Source organism: Chryseobacterium jejuense (assembly GCF_900100075.1).
In the GTDB taxonomy this organism is placed as follows: Bacteria; Bacteroidota; Bacteroidia; order Flavobacteriales; family Weeksellaceae; genus Chryseobacterium; species Chryseobacterium jejuense.
The window spans coordinates 120,358-139,250 of the sequence record NZ_FNEG01000002.1 but is presented as its reverse complement, the minus strand read 5'-3'; the positions used below and the strand labels follow the sequence as shown (position 1 = coordinate 139,250).

At 34.2% G+C, this 18,893-nt stretch carries 19 protein-coding genes and 1 tRNA gene; 8 read left to right on the top strand and 12 right to left on the bottom strand.

The features are described 5' to 3' along the window. Positions 1 to 50: 50 nt before the first annotated feature. The 3 genes from BLS98_RS06265 to BLS98_RS06255 form a co-directional block, all read right to left on the bottom strand. The gene (locus BLS98_RS06265; RefSeq protein WP_089734687.1) at positions 51 to 371 is read right to left on the bottom strand and encodes a hypothetical protein; all 321 of its coding nucleotides are present in this window, start codon (positions 369 to 371) and stop codon (positions 51 to 53) included. Positions 372 to 869: 498 nt separating this feature from the next. Beyond that, positions 870 to 941: transfer RNA gene (locus tag BLS98_RS06260), tRNA-Glu, on the bottom strand. Between the two features lie 57 nt (positions 942 to 998). Beyond that, positions 999 to 2,285, bottom strand: coding sequence for an N-acetylmuramoyl-L-alanine amidase family protein (locus tag BLS98_RS06255; protein ID WP_089734686.1), 1,287 nt, complete (start codon positions 2,283 to 2,285; stop codon positions 999 to 1,001). A 53-nt stretch (positions 2,286 to 2,338) separates the two neighbouring features. On the opposite strand from BLS98_RS06255, the gene BLS98_RS06250 reads away from it, so the two are divergent. From BLS98_RS06250 to BLS98_RS06240, 3 genes are all read left to right on the top strand, one after another. Beyond that, entirely contained in the window at positions 2,339 to 4,924 is a 2,586-nt protein-coding gene (locus BLS98_RS06250; protein WP_089734684.1) for a putative LPS assembly protein LptD, read from the top strand. Between the two features lie 130 nt (positions 4,925 to 5,054). After that, a complete protein-coding gene (locus BLS98_RS06245) occupies positions 5,055 to 5,435 on the top strand; it encodes a RidA family protein (RefSeq protein WP_045491236.1) in 381 nt (126 codons plus the stop codon). Continuing rightward, positions 5,435 to 5,890: a hypothetical protein gene (locus tag BLS98_RS06240; RefSeq protein WP_089734682.1), complete on the top strand. Its 456-nt coding sequence runs from the start codon at positions 5,435 to 5,437 to the stop codon at positions 5,888 to 5,890. The genes BLS98_RS06245 and BLS98_RS06240 overlap by 1 nt, the downstream gene beginning before the upstream one ends. Positions 5,891 to 5,958: 68 nt before the next feature. Here BLS98_RS06240 and BLS98_RS06235 read toward each other — a convergent pair whose 3' ends face one another. Continuing rightward, on the bottom strand, positions 5,959 to 7,488 hold the full coding sequence (locus tag BLS98_RS06235; RefSeq protein ID WP_089735683.1) for a trypsin-like peptidase domain-containing protein: 1,530 nt from the start codon (positions 7,486 to 7,488) through the stop codon (positions 5,959 to 5,961). 341 nt (positions 7,489 to 7,829) lie between these two features. On the opposite strand from BLS98_RS06235, the gene trhO reads away from it, so the two are divergent. Together trhO and BLS98_RS06225 are read left to right on the top strand one after the other, a co-directional pair. Continuing rightward, positions 7,830 to 9,200: an oxygen-dependent tRNA uridine(34) hydroxylase TrhO gene (gene trhO, locus BLS98_RS06230; protein WP_089734680.1), complete on the top strand. Its 1,371-nt coding sequence runs from the start codon at positions 7,830 to 7,832 to the stop codon at positions 9,198 to 9,200. 69 nt (positions 9,201 to 9,269) lie between these two features. After that, positions 9,270 to 9,815: a 5-formyltetrahydrofolate cyclo-ligase gene (locus BLS98_RS06225; protein ID WP_394331776.1), complete on the top strand. Its 546-nt coding sequence runs from the start codon at positions 9,270 to 9,272 to the stop codon at positions 9,813 to 9,815. Here BLS98_RS06225 and BLS98_RS06220 read toward each other — a convergent pair. Both BLS98_RS06220 and BLS98_RS06215 read right to left on the bottom strand, forming a co-directional pair. Beyond that, positions 9,764 to 10,342: a hypothetical protein gene (locus BLS98_RS06220; protein WP_089734676.1), complete on the bottom strand. Its 579-nt coding sequence runs from the start codon at positions 10,340 to 10,342 to the stop codon at positions 9,764 to 9,766. The two genes, BLS98_RS06225 and BLS98_RS06220, sit on opposite strands and share 52 nt — an antisense overlap. Further along, positions 10,326 to 11,501 (bottom strand): hypothetical protein, encoded by a 1,176-nt coding sequence (locus tag BLS98_RS06215; RefSeq protein WP_089734675.1) that lies wholly within the window; start codon positions 11,499 to 11,501, stop codon positions 10,326 to 10,328. Before BLS98_RS06215 ends, BLS98_RS06220 begins: the two co-directional genes overlap by 17 nt. Before the next feature lie 183 nt (positions 11,502 to 11,684). On the opposite strand from BLS98_RS06215, the gene BLS98_RS06210 reads away from it, so the two are divergent. Further along, positions 11,685 to 12,014, top strand: a complete 330-nt coding sequence (locus BLS98_RS06210; RefSeq protein ID WP_089734673.1) for a hypothetical protein — start codon at positions 11,685 to 11,687, stop codon at positions 12,012 to 12,014. 175 nt (positions 12,015 to 12,189) lie between these two features. Here BLS98_RS06210 and BLS98_RS06205 read toward each other — a convergent pair whose 3' ends face one another. The 6 genes from BLS98_RS06205 to rmuC form a co-directional block, all read right to left on the bottom strand. Beyond that, a complete protein-coding gene (locus BLS98_RS06205; protein ID WP_089734671.1) occupies positions 12,190 to 12,957 on the bottom strand; it encodes a TrmH family RNA methyltransferase in 768 nt (255 codons plus the stop codon). Positions 12,958 to 13,016: 59 nt separating this feature from the next. Next, positions 13,017 to 13,769: a CPBP family intramembrane glutamic endopeptidase gene (locus BLS98_RS06200; protein WP_089734669.1), complete on the bottom strand. Its 753-nt coding sequence runs from the start codon at positions 13,767 to 13,769 to the stop codon at positions 13,017 to 13,019. A 90-nt stretch (positions 13,770 to 13,859) separates the two neighbouring features. Further along, positions 13,860 to 14,144 carry a LytTR family transcriptional regulator DNA-binding domain-containing protein gene (locus BLS98_RS23745; RefSeq protein ID WP_089734667.1) on the bottom strand — a complete coding sequence of 95 codons (285 nt, stop codon included), beginning with the start codon at positions 14,142 to 14,144 and terminating at the stop codon, positions 13,860 to 13,862. Further along, positions 14,066 to 14,698: a hypothetical protein gene (locus BLS98_RS06190; protein ID WP_089734665.1), complete on the bottom strand. Its 633-nt coding sequence runs from the start codon at positions 14,696 to 14,698 to the stop codon at positions 14,066 to 14,068. The genes BLS98_RS23745 and BLS98_RS06190 overlap by 79 nt, the downstream gene beginning before the upstream one ends. Positions 14,699 to 14,716: 18 nt before the next feature. Then, complete coding sequence (locus BLS98_RS06185) at positions 14,717 to 15,151, bottom strand: hypothetical protein (RefSeq protein ID WP_089734663.1); 435 nt, start codon at positions 15,149 to 15,151, stop codon at positions 14,717 to 14,719. A 13-nt stretch (positions 15,152 to 15,164) separates the two neighbouring features. Next, positions 15,165 to 16,652 carry a DNA recombination protein RmuC gene (gene rmuC / locus BLS98_RS06180; protein WP_089735682.1) on the bottom strand — a complete coding sequence of 496 codons (1,488 nt, stop codon included), beginning with the start codon at positions 16,650 to 16,652 and terminating at the stop codon, positions 15,165 to 15,167. 178 nt (positions 16,653 to 16,830) lie between these two features. Here rmuC and BLS98_RS06175 point away from each other — a divergent pair, with 178 nt between their 5' ends. Continuing rightward, complete coding sequence (locus tag BLS98_RS06175; RefSeq protein ID WP_089735680.1) at positions 16,831 to 17,505, top strand: response regulator transcription factor; 675 nt, start codon at positions 16,831 to 16,833, stop codon at positions 17,503 to 17,505. A 1-nt stretch (position 17,506) separates the two neighbouring features. Further along, positions 17,507 to 18,874: a HAMP domain-containing sensor histidine kinase gene (locus BLS98_RS06170; protein ID WP_089734661.1), complete on the top strand. Its 1,368-nt coding sequence runs from the start codon at positions 17,507 to 17,509 to the stop codon at positions 18,872 to 18,874. Positions 18,875 to 18,893: the final 19 nt, after the last annotated feature.

Sequence of the window (18,893 nt, the reverse complement as noted above, 5' to 3'; positions counted from 1 at the left end):
TGCAAAACTATAAACTTTTTTTGAAACTACCAAATTTATTTTTAAAAAATTTAATTTTCTTCTGAAAGGTACTTTCTAAGCTTATCTATTGCTTGTTCTATTTTTAAATTTTCTTGTTCTTTTTCTATTTTTTTGATCGTATTCCCTAGCATGATCAGTGCATTATTCCATTCTCCAGTAGTATTGGTGAAAGTAAGTTCATCTATTGTTACTTCAAAAGCAACCCTTTCTCCGGTCCTGTAAAGTCTGAAACTTATTTTATCATCCTTGCCTGTAATCCCTTCTTCATTGATTTGTAAATCATAACTTTTTGGGTTAGAGTGGATTTTCTTAAAAAGCAATTTTGCTTCTTGTATTTTTAAATCCGGCATGATATAAAATTTGATAATCTGTAGTCTCCTACAGACTGTGGGTTATCAATAATATTTTTCATCAGTGTTACCATATTTGTTTGACCAATTATGGATAAATTTATTAAAAAATTTTTGCAAATATAATGCTTTTATGAGATATAACGTAAATAGAGTGCTTTTTTAGAGCGAAAATTATGTTTTTTTTATCCGTATAATAATAAGTATCTCACTACCAGTATACTATTATTTTCAAATTTTCATGGCTGATTTTAAATCTTAATTAGAAATATCAATTGAATAAATAAGATAAAAGGAATCTTGATATTTTATATTGAGTTTATTAGCAGAGAAATACATAGCGCAATCTAATAAAAAGGTATTATTAATAAAACTAGACGGCCTAGAAGTAATTTTATGAAAAACTAAGTGCTGTACAAAAAATATCAAATCATCAAAATGGTTTGATTGTATTAAAATAAAAAAAGAGAAACGATACGTATCATTTCTCCTTTTTTGTAGCCTATAGGGGAATCGAACCCCTGTTGCAAGAATGAAAATCTTGAGTCCTGACCACTAGACGAATAGGCCAAATTTTGAGGTTGCAAAAATAGAAAAACCTTTTGAAACCTCAAAATTATTTTTTAGTTATTTATAAACTTTTTGGATGACCGTATTCTTAATTCCTTTGGCCTCAACCTCTTTTTGTAATTTTACAGCATCCTCCAATGTATAAGCCTTTCCATAGGTATAATAGAACACACCACTGTCTTTCTCTCTTTCTACATCTTTAAGGTTCTGAAGGATGTATGAATTACCATTCAGCTTTTCACCAGTATATACTTCCAGCGTGTAATATCCCATGCTTATTCTCTGATTAGGCATAAATCCTACTGCAAATGCATTCCTGAATCCTGCATCCTTAGCTGTTTTAAGATTAATGTCTTTCACAGAAGCCATATTGGTTACTGCATAATAATATTTGTACTGCCCGTTTTCTTTCAGAGTAAGAACATAATTCAGTCCTTTCAATGCAGGATCATTCTCATTGTATTTTGTAGGAGAACTCATCAGTAATATTCTGAAATCATTCTTCAGTGGAGTTTCTGCAGGTTTTTCAGGTTCCTGTTTTTTAGTGGTGAAAGATCCTCCTGTTTTTCTGTCAACTGCTTTTTTATAGTCAATGATAGCGTCGTAGATACTTTCTGCAATTTCATTCTGTCCTTTTTCGGAGGCAATATAATGGCTCTCTTCCGGATGATTAATGAAACCTGTTTCTATCAGAACAGAAGGCATGGCATTCATACGGAGAACGTGAAGGTTCTTCTGGAATACTCCTCTTGAAGATCTCTTATCCTTATTTACAAAGTTATCTTCTACCAAACCGCCCAAAAGAAGACTGGATTCAAGATATTTACTCTGTTGCAGCTTTAATGCAATTAAAGATTCCGGAGAATCGGGATTATAAGATCCGAAGGTCTGTTTATCCTTTTCATCCAGAAAGATCACATCGTTTTCCCTTTTGGCAACCTCCAGATTTTCATTGTTCTGGTTGGGTCCTTGTACATAAGTTTCTGTACCATAAGCTGTAGGTCTTGCAGAAGAATTACAGTGAATGGATACAAAAAGATCTGCTTTGCTTCTGTTAGCAAGGTTAGTTCTGTCGGATAAAGAAGGGTATTCATCAATCTTTCGGGTATAGATTACTTTGAAGTCCCTGTTTTTTTCAAGCATGGCTCCTACCTTTAGGGTAATGGCAAGAGTAATATCCTTTTCTGCAATTCTTCCAATGTCCGAATAAGTCCTGTTGGCTCCATGGTCACTTCCTCCGTGACCCGCATCTAGAACTAGTGTAAACTTCTTTTGAGAGAAAATAAAGTTACTGATTAGGAGTAGGAGAAATGATAAAATTATTTTAAAATTTTGTTTGCGCATCTTACAGTTATAAAAATTATATTAATTTTGGGCCTTAATTATATAGAACAAAATTGGCCAAAACCGTCTTCAAAAATATATTACAAATTTTAATTATCCTAATTTTTAACAATTTTTTAGCACAGAAAACTCCTGAAAAATTGCCTAAAAATGTGGTTAAAGATACTATTTCCAAAAAGGATACCATTGTTGCAAAAAAAGAAGCTTTAGATGATGTACTTCAAACAAAAGCAGACGATCAGCGACGAGATATCCCTAAAAAGATGACATTCCTTAATAAGAATGCCCAGGTAAAGTATCAGGATATGCAGATTGATGCAGATTATATCTCCATTGATGATAATAAGAACCTGATCTATGCCAGAGGGAAATTAGATTCTTTAGGGAAAATCATAGAGCCTGTAGTGACTACTCAGGCTGGGAAAAAATATGAAACCAATGAATTCAGCTATAATACAAAAACCAGACAGGCCATCGCTTTCAATGCAAGAACAGAGGAGAGTGAGGGAGTAATTATAGCCCAAAAAACAAAAAAATACAATGACTCGGTGTTTGCTATGAGAAAAGCAGATTATACCACCGATGAATATTTTGTTAAGAAAAAAGATACGGTAGCAGATTATTTCATGAGAGCTTCCAATATTAAGCTGATAAAATCAAAAAATAAATCTCAAATCGTTACAGGACCTATTCAAATGTATATAGAGCAGGTTCCTACACCGCTTATTATGCCTTTTGCAATTCTTCCTTTCTCGGATAAAAGAGCAGCAGGTATTTTGATTCCTAGTTTCGGTGAAAGAGAAGATGTAGGATTTTTCCTTAATGGTATTGGATATTATCAGCCGATTGGAGAGCATTTTGATCTTAAAGTGCTTGCTGATATTTACACCAAAGGAAGCTGGAACTTGCGTCCACAAATGAATTATCAGAAAAAATACCGTTATTCGGGAAGTTTCAATGCAGACATTGGAACAATGGTAAGAGGGATCAAGGGGTTGGATGATTATACTAAAAATAGTACCTATAGAATCAGCTGGACTCATTCTCAGGATTCAAAAGCTAATCCTTTCCTTACGTTCAGTGCTCAGGTGGATATGGTAAGTACGAAGTTTTATAACAATCCGCTTAACAACGCTTATATTTTCAATCAAAATGTATTGAATACTCAGCAGAACTCAACGGTAACTCTTACCAAAAGATTTCTGAAACTTCCGGTAACCATTACAGGAACGGCATCTTACTCACAGAACTTTGCAACAGGATTGGCAGATCTTCGTCTTCCGCAGATGAACGTAGCGGTTAATCAGTTTTATCTGTTTAAATCAAAATCCGGAGTAAGACAAGGACTTCTTGAAAATATTACTGTAAATACAGGTTTTAACCTGACGAACTTTGTGAACACTCAGGAAAATGAACTGTTCAAAAAAGAAATGTGGGATAAAATGCAGACAGGACTTAAGAACAATATCGCTTTAGCTACCAATACTACTTTGGCTAAATATTTTACATTCAGTTTAAGTGCTAATATTGATAATGCTTTAACTACAAAAACATTAAACAGATACTATGACCCTGTAAAGAATGTAACGGTAGATGAAATCAATAAAAAATTCGCAGGATATTCTTCATTCTCAACCACTGCCAGTCTTCAGACAACATTATACGGAATGATGAAATTCAAAAAAGGTTCTATTGTAGAGGCGGTGAGACATATGGTAATTCCAAGTATCGGGTTTACTTACTCTCCTGATTTTTCAAGTCCTAGTTTCGGATATTACAAGAACTATTATAATGCAACCGGAGCGCTTACTCCTTATTCCATCTTTGAAAAAGGAATTATTGGAAGTCCATCAAACAATTTGGTGGGTGCATTAGGTTTCAATATCGGAAACAATATCGAAATGAAGGTGAAATCTAAAAGTGATTCTACCGGGGTGAAAAAAGTGAAGATCTTTGAATCTTTAAACCTTTCAGGAAGCTACAACTTTGCTGCTAAAGATCACCCTTGGTCTATTTTCACTATTAATGGACAGTCTTCTTTCTTTAATAATAAACTTACAGTTAATACCAGTCTTTCTCTTGATCCATATAAAATTGAATTCATTCCAGGACAAGATCAGGGAATCAGAACAGAGAAGTTTGGAGCTTTTGGAGTACAGGGATTCAATGTTCAGTTATCTTACCCTTTAAGCAGCGAAATCTTTGGAGAGAAAACCGATTATGCTAAAAAATATAGTTCAAAAGGAGAAGTAAGAAATGAGAACTATTATTTTGATGATGATAACTACTCACGTTTCGATCAGGCATGGACATTGAATATTAATGCGAATTATGCGTATTCTAAAGGAACTAGCAGGTTTGGAAATAAAATTGCCTCTCTAGGTCTTGATGGAAGTATTAAGCTTACTCCTTATTGGAACGTTACAGGAAGTACCCATTATGACTTGGTGACTAAAGAATTGGCATATACAAGAATTGGTTTTTCAAGAGATCAGCGAAGTTTTACCATTAATTTTAACTGGGTGCCTTTTGGACAATATAAGGTATATGACTTCTTTATTGGGATCAAAGCCAATATCTTAAGTGATGCATTGAAGTATAAAGACAGAAGCTTTACCCAGCCAAATGCACCTTTCTAATATCAGATTGGCATTTGACAATATAAATTTTATATTTGCATCCAAAATAAATCTAACGAGATTATCATGAAATTGCTTAACTTATGGTTGGTAATGAAAGATAATTTTACAAAAAAATAAATATCCGTATATGAAACAAATAATCAATACAGTTAATGCACCTGCGGCTATCGGTCCTTATTCACAAGCTAATATGGCTAACGGAGTTTTATACATCTCCGGACAGATTCCTGTAGATCCTGCAACTGGTAAACTGGTAGAAGGAATTGAAAAGGAAACCCATCAGGTAATGAAAAACCTTGAGGCAATCCTTACAGAAGCTGGAATGACTTTTAAAAACGTTGTAAAGGCAACTATCTTTCTTAAGAGCATGGATGATTTTGCTGTAATGAACGATATTTATGCTTCTTATTTAGATGCAGAAAGCTATCCGGCACGTGAAACTGTACAGGTTTCTTGTCTGCCTAAAAATGTGGATATTGAAATTTCTATGATCGCACATCAGGATTAATGAACTTTATAAGAAATACATTTGCGATATTGATGGGCCTTGGGATAACAGGGCTTATTATTACTCTTGGTATAAGAGCTTTTCCGCAATGGGTTACTTTTGAAGCTTTTGCTCCGTTTGAGCATTGGCAGAGATTTCTTTTTAGTATGAAGGACGATAAAGCCTTTTTCGGCTTTCTTTTGTTTATTTCCGGACTGGGAACTACAATTGGTGGAGTAGCAACGGCAATCATCGTTAAATACGCTAAAGTGGCGTATGCTATTCTAATTGGTTTCATCATGCTTTTCATCGCAATGCTGGATGTAATTATATTTCCTTATCATCCTACATTTTATAAGATTTCAATCTTCCTTACCTTTTTTCCGTTTTCCTGGATTGGCGGTAAGATTGTAGAAGTAATCTATGAGCGAAACAAGAAGAAAAGAATCGCTGAGAAAATGAATAAACCCAAATAAATAAAAAACGCTGCAAATCTTTGCAGCGTTTTTCTTTGATATGAAAATAACTATTGTTGAGTTATTGATTAAGGCATTTTAAATCCTTTCGTGTACATTCTTCCGTAATCATCCACAAACTTCACCTGTACATTTCCTTGGTATTTACTTAGAATACTTTCAATGTCTTTTTGTGAGTTTACCGGCTTACCGTTTATTTCAATGATGATGTAGTTGTCTACAATTCCGATTTTGGCCATTTCGCCTCCTTCAGATACATTTTTAGTCACTACACCACTATTAAGACCATATTCAGTTTTGAATCTTTCAGTAAGAGGATCAAATTCAGCTCCGATTTTTTCGGTTACACTAAGATCTGCTTTGGTTCTTGTAGATGTACCGCCTTTCTGGTCTCTTAAAGTTACGCTTGTTGTAGCTTCTTTACCATTTCTTGAATAAGTTACCTGAACTTTATCACCAGGACGCTTGCTTCCGATAGACATAGACAGATCAGCAAAATCAGTAATTTCGTAGTTGTCTATTTTTGTAATGATATCTCCTTTTTTCAATCCTGCATCTTCTGCACCACTGTTATCACCAAATCCTGTTACATACACTCCGCTGCCAGACTTAATGGTAGTTTTGAATTGTTTGTTATAGGCCTGAACTTGTTGGTCATTGGAAAGGTCTAATGATGAAACACCTAAGAATCCTCTTTGTACAATACCAAACTTTTTGATATCCTCAACAATTTTTCTGGCTAAGTTAGCAGGAACTGCAAATCCGTACCCTTGATAATATCCTGTTGTAGACTGAATCGCAGAGTTAATCCCGATAAGTTCTCCGTTAGTATTTACCAAAGCACCTCCAGAGTTTCCTGGGTTGATGGCAGCATCCGTTTGGATAAAGCTTTCAATAGGGTTGCTTGCTTTCCCTTGGCTTCCTAAAATACCTATTCCTCTTCCTTTAGCAGAAACAATACCTGCAGTTACTGTAGAGTTTAATCCTAGTGGGTTTCCTACAGCCAGTACCCATTGTCCAACATCAATATTATCAGAGTTGGCAAAGTTTAAGTAAGGAAGTCCTTTTTCTTCAATCTTTAATAGAGAAATATCCGTGTTAGGGTCAGTTCCTATTAAAGTTGCGATATATGATTTTTTATTGCTCAGGACAACTTCAAGTTTATTAGCTCCCGCCACAACGTGATTGTTCGAGATGATATATCCGTCAGGAGAAATGATTACTCCAGAACCCATCCCTGAAGGCATATTGTCCGGAGCCTGCTGTTGCTTTTGCCTTTGCTGGCCTCTTCCTCCGAACGGATCTCCAAAGAAGTAGTCGAACAGATCCTGTTCAGTAGCTCTGCTTGCTGTTCTGCTTTGATAATTTTTAATAGTAACCACAGCCGGAACAGTTGTTTTAGCTGCTTTTACAAAGTCATCACCTACTGCTCCTGTATTCATTCCTGCAAATGAAGTGTTAGGGGCTGATGCTGTGAAAAATGATTGATCTCCGTTATTGGAACCATGTCCGAAATATTGTATAGCTCCAACGGTAGTAGCTCCAGAAATAACTCCGACTACTGCAAATGGTAATAGTTTTTTTAAAGTACTCTTCATTGTATATCTTTCTTGTTTATTAATTAATTCTTTTTTATGTTTTTGAGTAAACAAATTTAATGTTAAATAAGTAAGCAATTAGCATGCTATGTTTCAATTTTAACTAAAATTTAACGGCTATTATATCATTTTATGTATTATGTCATAATTGTTAAGCCCAGCATTAACAAAACTTAAAATAAAATTAAATGAAATATGACAAAATGTTACCATAATAAGTACAATATAAAAAGTATTTTTCATACTCATAGCTGTCAATTATCATTGAGCTCATGAAAGGCTGTTAATTTGAAAATACCTATCTTTACAAAAATATTTTTCTCACTTAAAACGTTTATAGCATGCAACTGTATAACACCTTAAGCGCAGAAGAAAGAGCTAGACTTATTGATGAAGCTGGTAAGGAACGTCTTACTTTATCTTTCTATGCGTACGCTAAAATTGAAGATCCCAAAAATTTTCGTGACGACCTATTTGTAGCCTGGAACGCCCTTGATGCGCTTGGCCGTATTTATGTTGCCCATGAAGGTATTAATGCTCAGATGAGTGTTCCTGCAGATCAATTTGAAGCTTTCCGCAATACGTTAGAAGTATATGACTTTATGAAGGGAATCCGTTTGAATGTAGCGGTAGAGCAAGACAATCATTCCTTTTTAAAACTTACCATTAAAGTAAGACATAAAATTGTTGCTGACGGTCTTAATGATGATACTTTTGATGTAACCAACAAAGGAGTTCATTTAAAGGCTCAGGAATTTAATAATATGCTTGATGATCCTAACACCATTGTAGTTGATTTTAGAAACCACTACGAAAGTGAAGTAGGGCATTTTGAAGGCGCTATTACTCCTGATGTAGAAAACTTCAGAGAAAGTTTGCCGATTATCAACGAACAATTACAGAATTTCAAAGAAGATAAAAACTTATTGATGTATTGTACTGGAGGGATCCGTTGTGAAAAAGCCAGTGCCTATTTCAAACACCAAGGGTTTAAAAACGTATTCCAGCTTGAAGGCGGAATTATTGAATACACCCGTCAGATTAAAGAAGAAGGAATAGACAGTAAATTCATTGGGAAGAACTTTGTATTCGATCACCGTTTAGGAGAAAGAATTACGGATGATATTATTTCTCAGTGTCACCAATGTGGAAAGCCTTGTGATAATCACACCAATTGTGCTAATGATGCCTGTCATCTTTTATTTATCCAGTGTGATGAATGTAAAGAAGCAATGGAAAACTGCTGTTCTACAGAATGTCTGGATACCATCCATTTGCCTTTGGAAGAGCAGCTGAAATTAAGAAAAGGATTACAGGTTGGAAATAAAGTATTCAGAAAAGGAAAATCTGATGCTTTGAAGTTTAAAAACTCAGGTGATTTACCTAAAACACCTTTAGCAAAAGCTGAAACTAAAAACATTCGTCAGAAATTAGCTGTTAAAAAAGTATTGGTTGGAAAGGCTGAGCATTACTTCTCAAAATCAAAGATCGGACAGTTTTTAATTGAGAATAAAGAAGTTTCAGTAGGAGATAAAGTATTAATTTCCGGTCCTACAACTGGTGAGCAGGAATTTACGATTACTCAGATTTATGCAAACGGAGGTCCTTGCGAAACTGCAAAACAGGGAGATCAGATCACTTTTGAAATTCCGTTCAGAGTTCGTTTGTCAGATAAACTGTATAAAATTCTTGAACCAGCTGAAAACGCTTAATGTATAAAGAAACTGTTCAGTAAAAATAATATAACGATTATGTTGAAAGCTGAGCTTAGAAAAAAATATATGCAACAAAGAAAAGCCTTGTCTCGTGATGAGGCTTTCTTGTTATCTGAACATGTTTTTCAGAATTTCATTACTTACTTTAAACCAGAACCAGGACAGAAGATCCATATTTTCGTTCCGATTGAGAAGTTTAATGAGATTGATACTCAAATCTTCATCAATTATTTTTTAGCGCAAAATATACGCGTTTACGTGCCTAAAGTTGTAGTAGATAAACTGATTTCTATTGAAGTTTTCAATGATACTGTATTTGAAATAAACAGCTGGAGAATTTCTGAACCTGTTTCCAATAAAGATTCCGGAGAAATTAACTTTCATTATGTGATTACTCCGCTTTTATACTGTGATTCAAACGGGAATAGAGTAGGATATGGAAAAGGTTTCTATGATGGACTTTTCCAAAGTATTTCCCCAGAGACAAAAAAAATCGGAGTCAATTATTTTGACCCCGATGATTTTATTGATGATGTCTGGGAGAATGATATTCCCCTCGACTATTTGGTTACCCCTACAGACGTACTGTCTTTCTTAAGCGGTTTGGAATAAAAATCTAAAAAGTAAAATTTAAACTCCTTTTTCATTTTGGAGGTTGACAGTAGTATATATTGAGCATTTTTCTCAAAGCTTCCCAAAGACTTATTCTTATCATCAAAATATTCTACATTGAATTTAGCATAGTCTAAGGTGTCTTTTTTATAGAATTCCTTATAAACATTCAAGTCATTTACCTTTGCAGCCTTCACTTTCATACTATCCAGTTCCTTAAACATTCTTTTGAAGGTCAGAGAATCCGGTTTGTGAAAATAGCTTTCCATTTGTGAATAAATAAAACTGTCTACTTCAGTATTTCTGTTACCGCTCACATAAAGGGTAGAAAGATCCAGAAGTTCCTGAACTTTTTGTTTGGTAATAGAATTAATAGCCTGCATACTATCCATTTGTACAGCTGGATAACTTCTTGTGTTGTTGCTGTTTCGTAGTTTATCTAGGTCGCTCGCTTCTGTTTTCTTATTACAGGCAGCAAATAAAGTCAGAAGTATAGTGAGGATTAAAAAATTATTTATTCTTTTCATCTGTAGTCGCAATTTTGAATTTAATGGATACGATCTTACCGTTGTCTTTTTTCATTTCTATTACATTCAGATTTTTCAGAGATGTAGTAGGGGTTGTAACGAGGGTGATATACTTTTGTTTGTCTATTTTTTCAATACCATAGGTGTTATTGTCATATACCTGATAGATAACAGCATTGTTGCTGATTAGATTTTCCAGCTGATTTCTTTTCTGCTTAATAAGGGCAACTTGTTCTTCTGAGTTTCCTGTAATGTCTTTTCTTGAGAAATAATAAGCAGCCATTTTGTAATCATCCGGCTTAAGCTCAATTTTTTCTTCTCCTGGGGCGTTTTCAAGATTTCTGCTTACTTCCAATGGCTCGTAAAATGCAGCACTGATCTTCATCTTCAGGTTTTTATCCTTTGTGGAATAAGAGAAACATTCACCAGGTTTTATTTTGTACATCATAGGAGATTCGTTTTCCTTGATAACCATAATGTCTAAGGTGTTAATAACAAAGGTTCCTCTGTCTTTGTCAATAAAGCAATAAGTATAAGTTTTTGAAAAAAGAACATCCTTGAATCCCAATAAACCTGTTATGGCAATTAAAACGGAAGTAATAAGTGCCCAGGCATTCTTTTTTAAGAAATTCTTCTTAGCTGGAAGGGTAGAAATCTCAACTTCGCTGGATGTTATTTGTTTTTTATTAACTTCTTGGTTTTCAGTGTTTGTTTTTTGTAAATCAGTGGTTTCAGTAGGCTTTATTTCAATGTTTTTAGGCTGAATTTCAGTTTTTGGAAGTTCTGGAGCTGCAGAAACCATTTTTTCCAATTCATTGATCTCTTCTTCTTCCAGATTTTCATTTTCCTGTAACAATTCTCCAGCAAAAAGATGCTGCTTTTTGAATTCATACCATGAGTCGTATCCCGCATAAATACTCAATAAATTGAGCATATCTATTCTTGGTAATTTAGTGACTGGTGAAGTTTTGAAATAGGTGTAAAATGACTTTTCACTGATGTTACCTTTCGCTTTTTTGCGCAGGTCTTCCTGAAAATATATGATATCTATACCCTTCCACTTGGATATGTCATCCTGTGATGGGGTATATTCTTTTAAATATTGACCTTGGACATCCTTTTTTAGCTGTTCAAAGTGTAATAGATCTAAATCTGTCAATTTTTTTTTAAATAATTAAATTGTTGATTATCAGTTATGTTTTTTTGTAAAACTATTTTACAAAGGTATTACAATTATTTTTCATAAACAAATTTTCTAACTGCTATACCTTTGTCTTGTTCAAATAACAGAACAGAAGAAAATTTTATAAAACAATATTAACAAAATTAAATTTAATTTATTATGAAAAAGTCATTATTCGTAGCTGCTATCGCTGCAATCTCTCTAGTTGCTTGTAAAAAAACTGACGCTACAGCTACTGAAGGTACTACTGATTCTGCTGCTGCTACTGTAGCTGATTCTGCTGCAACTGTAGTTGATTCAACTGCTAAAGTTGTTGATTCTGCTGCTACTACTGCTGTAGAAGCTACTAAAGATGCTGCTGCTGCTACTACTGCTGCTGGAGCTGAAGTTGCTAAAGATGCTGCTAAAGGTGCTGCTGACGCTGCTAAAGGTGCTGCTGATGCTGCTAAAGGAGCTGCTGACGCTGCTAAAGATGCTGCTAAGAAATAATTTTAGCTTACGCTTAAAAATAAAAGGACCGTTTCACCCAGTGAAACGGTTTTTTTATGCTCTATGATCAACTCTTACCTTACCCTGTCATGGCGAACCGAAGGTGAAGCAATCTCTATATAGAAATAATACATGTTGATGCAAGATAATCTATCAAACATCAACTTAATATTATTTATCCTTTCTTTTGTTTCAAAGATTCATAGCAGGTAATCGCCACAGCATTACTTAAATTCAAAGAATCTATACTACCAGCCATGGGAATCAATGTGTTTTTACCTTTCCCAATCCAGAAATCACTTAATCCGGAATGTTCTGTCCCGAATAATACTGCAGAACGTTGTGTAAAATCTCTTTTATAAAGGTCTTCAGCTGTTTCATCCATCAGTGTTGTATAAATATTAAACTTATTTTTCTGAAGGAATTCAAATGTTTCCTCATTTTCTGCCTGATAAACTTCCATTCCGAAAAGGCAGCCTACGCTGGATCTGATCACATTTGGATTATAAAAATCTGTTTTTCCATCAGCAACAATCAATGCATCAATACCAAATGCTTCACAGCTTCTCAGAATAGCTCCCAAATTGCCCGGTTTTTCTACCCCTTCAACAATAATAACAGTAGAATTATCTTTTGGAACATAAGAAGAAAGAGGCGTTTCTTTGGCTTGATATATTCCGATGATCCCTTCTGAACTGCCTCTATAAGCTATTTTTTCATAGACTTTATCACTTACATAATGGATTTTTCCCTCAGGAAGTTTTTCTTTAAAGATATTTTCACAGATAAAGAATTCTACAGGCTCAAAATTATATTGCAAGGCTCTGGTATTTTCCTGCTGTCCTTCTACAACAAAAACCTTTGATTTTTTACGAAACCTGTTGTCAGTAAGTAGCTTAGTGACGTTTTTTATTTTTTCGTTTTGAAAACTTTCTATCAACATATTGCAAAATTATGCAAAATTTATGAGTGTACTTCTCTGCTTTTTATAAAAAGGTTTCTCTAGGTGATCTGAAAGGGAGTTTTCTTCTTTATTTTATGGTATGTAACGATACCTATCACCAGAATTATAGATAAAAACTTATAAAGATTTCCATAGAGATTTCCGGAAACGTTTTCTGATACACTGAATATTTCCCAATACAGGTTCATGAAAAAATGTAGAAATATGGCAGCCCAGATATTAAAATCCTGTTCAAAATAAGCCCAGGTAAAAAATACAGAACCTAAAAATGTAATGGCAAATATCTCGAGAAGCTCTATTGTATTTTGGCTCTGATATAAATGAACTTGTGCAAATAATATTGATCCAAACATGATGGATGAAAGAAATCCCAGTCTGGTAAATCTATATAATGTCCCGATAAGAAAGACTCTGAATATAAGCTCTTCAAAGAAAGCAGATGAAATGGTATTGATAAATAATGATTCAAAACTGATTGTATTGGTGAGTTTAAAATGTATGATGTATCCAATCAGCATGGGTAAGGTTCCCATAAATGCTAGGGTAAAACCTTTAGCAGCAGATTGATTTAAAGAAAGCAGATTTATGGTTTTATTTTTGGGAAGCAGTACCTTCAGAGTAATGATGATCGGGATCAGAGTAATGGAATAGGCTAAGACATGGGCTATAGCTTTACTGTGGAAGAGCTCTTTTATAAAATGTTGAATAGTTTTAAAACAAAAAAGGTCAAAGAAATAATAAGTGATGAATCCTAAGATAAAGATCATAAAGAAGCGTATGTTTTTACTCATGTTAATTATTTTGAGCAAAAATGTGGCTTTCCGGTACAGAGATCAATTTAATGTGATGAACATCAAGAAATAGTGACGAATGGCAAGTATTTATCTTTTAAGATGTAGCAGTTGAGGAATTATAATGGATATGAAGCTCCTTGATACAGGAATATCAAAATCTATCTCGGGCAAAGTCAATTTGTAACCTTGAGCATTTCCTTTGATATTTTTTACTTTTCCAAGATTGATAATATAAGAGCGATGACACCTTTTGATTGTAGGAGTTTGTACCTGTGCCAATATATTGGATAAGCTTATTCTGAGCCATATTTTTTTACTGTATTGTTGTCTAAATAGTACAATGTGCAGTAGTTTTCCATAGATTGAACACATAGGAAATCACTTTCAGAAATCATCAGTTCAGTGTTATTCACTGAAATAGCAAGACTGGTTTTTGTTGAGTGTAAAGGATTATCAATGAGTTTTGGAGCAAGGTTTTCGGCAATATTCTGATGAGTGTTTTTTAAATAAATAAATCTTGACAAAATGTAAATGGTTGAAATTGGAATACCAACAGCCAGAGAATAAAGAAACATATACCCGTAATTCTCAAAACTTAATGGGACATGGCTTATGAACAACGAGTTATAAAAATAGGAAAGAATAGATCCGAGGAATAGAATCACTATTGTTTTTAAGAGTTCTGATGTAATATTCCAGTCCTGGAATCGGTAGGCCAGAAGATTGGAAACGAAAAATGCAGCTCCAAAAATAATAGTATATGGAAAAAGAATAAGGTATTTGTAAGGATGATGAAAATTTTCCGTACCAAAGGGCTGGAAAATAATCAGGAAAAGATATACCAAAGCTCCTGCTGCTAAAGAAGAAATTAATATCTCCTTAACTGATTTTGAGGTAGGATATGGGTAAGTTGTAAGGGAAAACATATCAATCGTTTTATAGAATTAATAGTTCGTTGGTCCCGAATTTTGATCTTGAATTTTCTTTGACGTAACCATCAAAACAATATTTCCGAGTAACAGAGTGAAGCAACTTGCCATCCAAAGAAAATATCCCGGTCCGTATCCTGTTATAGGAAATTGATGCCCTGCTTCATTCACTGTAATTTCACCAACAGATAAATAACAAAAAGTAAGACCAAAGGCAATAAGGCTGATAACAGCTGATATTTTTACTTGTTTTAACAACAGAAAGAACACTCCAATAAATAACAGAGGGTTAGCCATCCAGGCTATTCCGCCACCTTTCATTTCAGCCCAACCTAACAATGCACAGGCTAGTCCGCTCATTTCATGACCTTTGGCATATACTGCTGTGAAAGGAAGTGAGGCTAAATAGAGAATAAGACATATTAACAGGATGAGATTTGATTTTTTCATGGTGTTTCGATTTTTATTCTATCAAATTGCTATTGTCAATAAGGCTCTGAGGAAGATCCTTTTTATTTTTAATTCCCAGTGATTTTAGTTTTTGAGTTTGAATCACAAGGTTGTCATTCCCTGTATAAAGTTGTTTGTAGGCATCATTATAAACATTCTTTGCAAGGTCGAGATTACGTCCTACTTTTTCAAGGTTATCCACAAAACCTACAAATTTATCATACAATCTGGCTCCTCTTTCTGCTATTTCCAGGGCATTTTTGTTCTGGTATTCACGTTTCCAGAGGTCGGCAATCAGCTTTAAGGAAGTGATTAGGTTGCTTGGATTTAATAATAGAATTCTTCTTTCATACGCATAGTTCCAAAGGTTTTGATCTGCCTGCATAGCGGCAATATAAGCCGGTTCACTAGGAATGAACATCATCACAAAATCCAGAGATTTTCCATAATCATCATACGCTTTTTGGCTAAGCTGCATAATGTGATTTTTGATGGAACTTAAATGTTGATTAAGTTTCATGGTATAAATCTCCTGGTCGGTTTCATCCACCAATTCTGTGAAAGCTGTAAGAGAAACTTTGGAATCAACTATGACATTTCTCTCATCGGGATATTTTATCACAGCATCCGGGCGCATTTTTTTACCCGAAAATTCAGAGAAAAGAGCTTTGTTATCTTCATCACGAAGTTCATGTTCCAGGAAATATTCTCTGCCTTTTACCAATCCTGATTTTTCAAGGATACTTTCAAGAATCATTTCACCCCAATTTCCCTGGGTTTTGCTTTCGCCTTTCAGGGCTCTGGTTAATTTTTTGGCATCTTCGGAAATCTGCTGGTTCAGCTCAGCAAGTTCTTTTACTTTTTCAGCAAGAGAGAAACGTTCTTTATTTTCCTTTTCATAAGCTTCATTCACTCTATTCTTTAAATCGGTGATTTTTTCCTGGAAAGGGTCAAGGATATTTTTAAGATTATTTTGATTTAAAGTGGTGAACTTTTCTGTTTTTTCTTCTAATATTTTATTGGCCAGATTTTCAAACTGGAGCTTGGATTCATCCTGTATTTTTGTAATCTCTTCTTTTTGGGTATTCAGTGATTTTTGCAGACTTTCATTCTGGGCAGAAAGTTCAGCGTTTTTAGCAAAAAAATCCTGTTTTTCGGCAATAAGGGTTTCTATCTGAAAATCCTGTTTTAAAGACAGCTGTTTTTGATCCTGAAATTGATTGTTCAGTGAAGAATGTTGCGCAGAAAGCCTGGCAAACTCATTTTTCAGATCATTCAGAAGATCCTGATGCTGTATATTGAGATCCTTTTCTTTATTGAGTTGTAGATTCAGCTCCTGATTTTTTGTGTTTGAATTTTCAAGGTCTGATTTGTTTTTAATATGTAAGAAGTTTAACTCATCAAAAGTACTTCTTGAAACCGTAGACGATTTCAAGGCAAAATATAAAATAATGGCTCCCAGGGCTCCACCAACAATACATCCAATAATTAAATAGGTCATCTCCATTCTTCAAAATTAGGAAAAAAGGCTGGAAGTTAATGCTGAGTATTGAATTTCAGGATAGAGGTTGAAATCAAAATCATTCATTTTTTCAATACATCGAAAAAAATGGCTTCCTTCTTCCGGCTTCCTTTCTTCAGCCAGAATCCCTATATTTATGGGAAATTTCAGAAACATTATGAATATCTTATTGGTAGAGGACGATCAGAGAATTAGCAGTTTCCTGTTGAAAGGGCTTTCTGAAGCCGGTTATACAATGACGCTAGCAGATTCGGGTGAAAAAGCCAGAGAAATTCTTCATACCTACGATTTTGATATTATATTAATGGATATTATGCTTCCAGGATTGGATGGAATGCAGCTTACGCAGATTATAAGGTTTAAAGGAAATTATACTCCAATTTTGGTTTTGAGTGCACTGAACAGCCCGGATGATAAAATTAAAATGCTGGATCTTGGTGCGGATGATTATTTATCCAAACCTTTTCATTTTGAAGAACTGATTTCAAGAATTAAAGCATTAACAAGACGGAATAAACTGAGTTATCAGAAAGAGGATAATCAGCTGTCGTGTGGCAGTATTACAGTTGATACAGATCTTCATAAGGTTACCCAAAATGATAAAGAGATTGAATTTTCTCCTACCGAATACAAGCTTTTTACTTTCCTGATGGAGAATAAAAATAAAGTGTTGAGCAGAACCCAGATTCTACATAACGTCTGGGGAATAGATTTTGACAGTTCAACGAATGTAGTGGATGTTTATATTTCCTATGTTCGTAACAAGATTGATGAATCTGAACAGAAAATTATTCATACTGTAAAAGGTACAGGATATTTAATTAAAGATTAGAATGACTCTTCGGAACAGATTTACCATTATTTCAAGCCTTTCGTTTGGCATTGTTTCTATCATTACATCTGCGGTGATATTTTTTGCCTATTATGACAGTACGAAGATCTTTTATTTCGAAAAACTTAGGAATACCGCTCTGATTTCTGCCATTTATTATCTTGAAAAAGATGAATTACCCAAAGATAGACACGCCCAGATTAAACAGGAATACAAACATCTGATTCAGAATAATCAGGTTGCAGTTTATAATCAGAATAATGAAGTGACGTTTGGGCAGAATCTGAATGATAAAAATATCAGACTTTCTCATTTACAGGCTGCTAGGAATAATAGGGGAACTCAATTTATGTCTGATAATCAGTTTTATTATGGGATTTTCTATCCGGATAATCAGGGAGACTTTGTTGTTTTTGTGAAATCCCCGAATGATTCATTTCAGTCACAGATATGGAGGCTTTCTATTATTATGCTTTCTGTTTTGATGATAGGGTTGTTGGCTATTTATTTCTTAAGCCGATATCTTTCAAAAGTAGTGTATAAACCGATTTCGAATGTTGTGGAACGGATTAACAAGGTAGATTATAATAATATCTCTACTGCTATTACATCTACTAATACCAATGATGAAATTGAAGATTTAATTAAATCCTATAATAAACTATTGGGAAGAATATCTGAAAATGTATTGTTACAGCAGAATTTTATCAACTACGTTTCTCACGAATTCAAAACGCCGTTAGCTGCTATTTCCGGAAATCTGGAAGTATTTGCTCAAAAAGACAGAACTCCCGAAGAATATAAAAAAGTAGCCAAAGAATCTCTGGATAATGTTTTTGAGATTGAAAATATTCTCAATAACCTTCTGTTGATGTCCGGGATGACTAAGCTTGAATCTTCCCACAAAACGGTAAGAGTGGATGAATTGATCTGGAAGATGTATGAAAAATTGGATTCCAAAGCCAAAGACAATAATTCAGCCATTAAGATCCAGCTTCAGGTCACAAAACCTTCTTTACTGGAGTTTCCAGGTAATGAAACCCTTTTGTATCTGGCATTGTATAATATTGTAGAAAATGCAATCAAGTATTCTCATGGTCATCCTGTGGAAATTATTTTGTCGGAAAACGAAAATCAATTGAATATTGAAGTGAAAGATCAGGGAAAAGGTATTCCTGCAGATGATCTTGTCAAAATTACAGATACATTTTATAGAGGAAAAAATGTAGATGGAATTAAAGGGAGTGGTATCGGGCTGTCTTTATCTAAAAGTATCTTTGATCATCACAATATTTCAATGAAAATTGATTCTCAAGTAGATGTGGGTACGAATGTTCTGCTTGTTTTTCCTCCTAATTTGGAAAACTAAAAGGATCTTTTTATGTTTT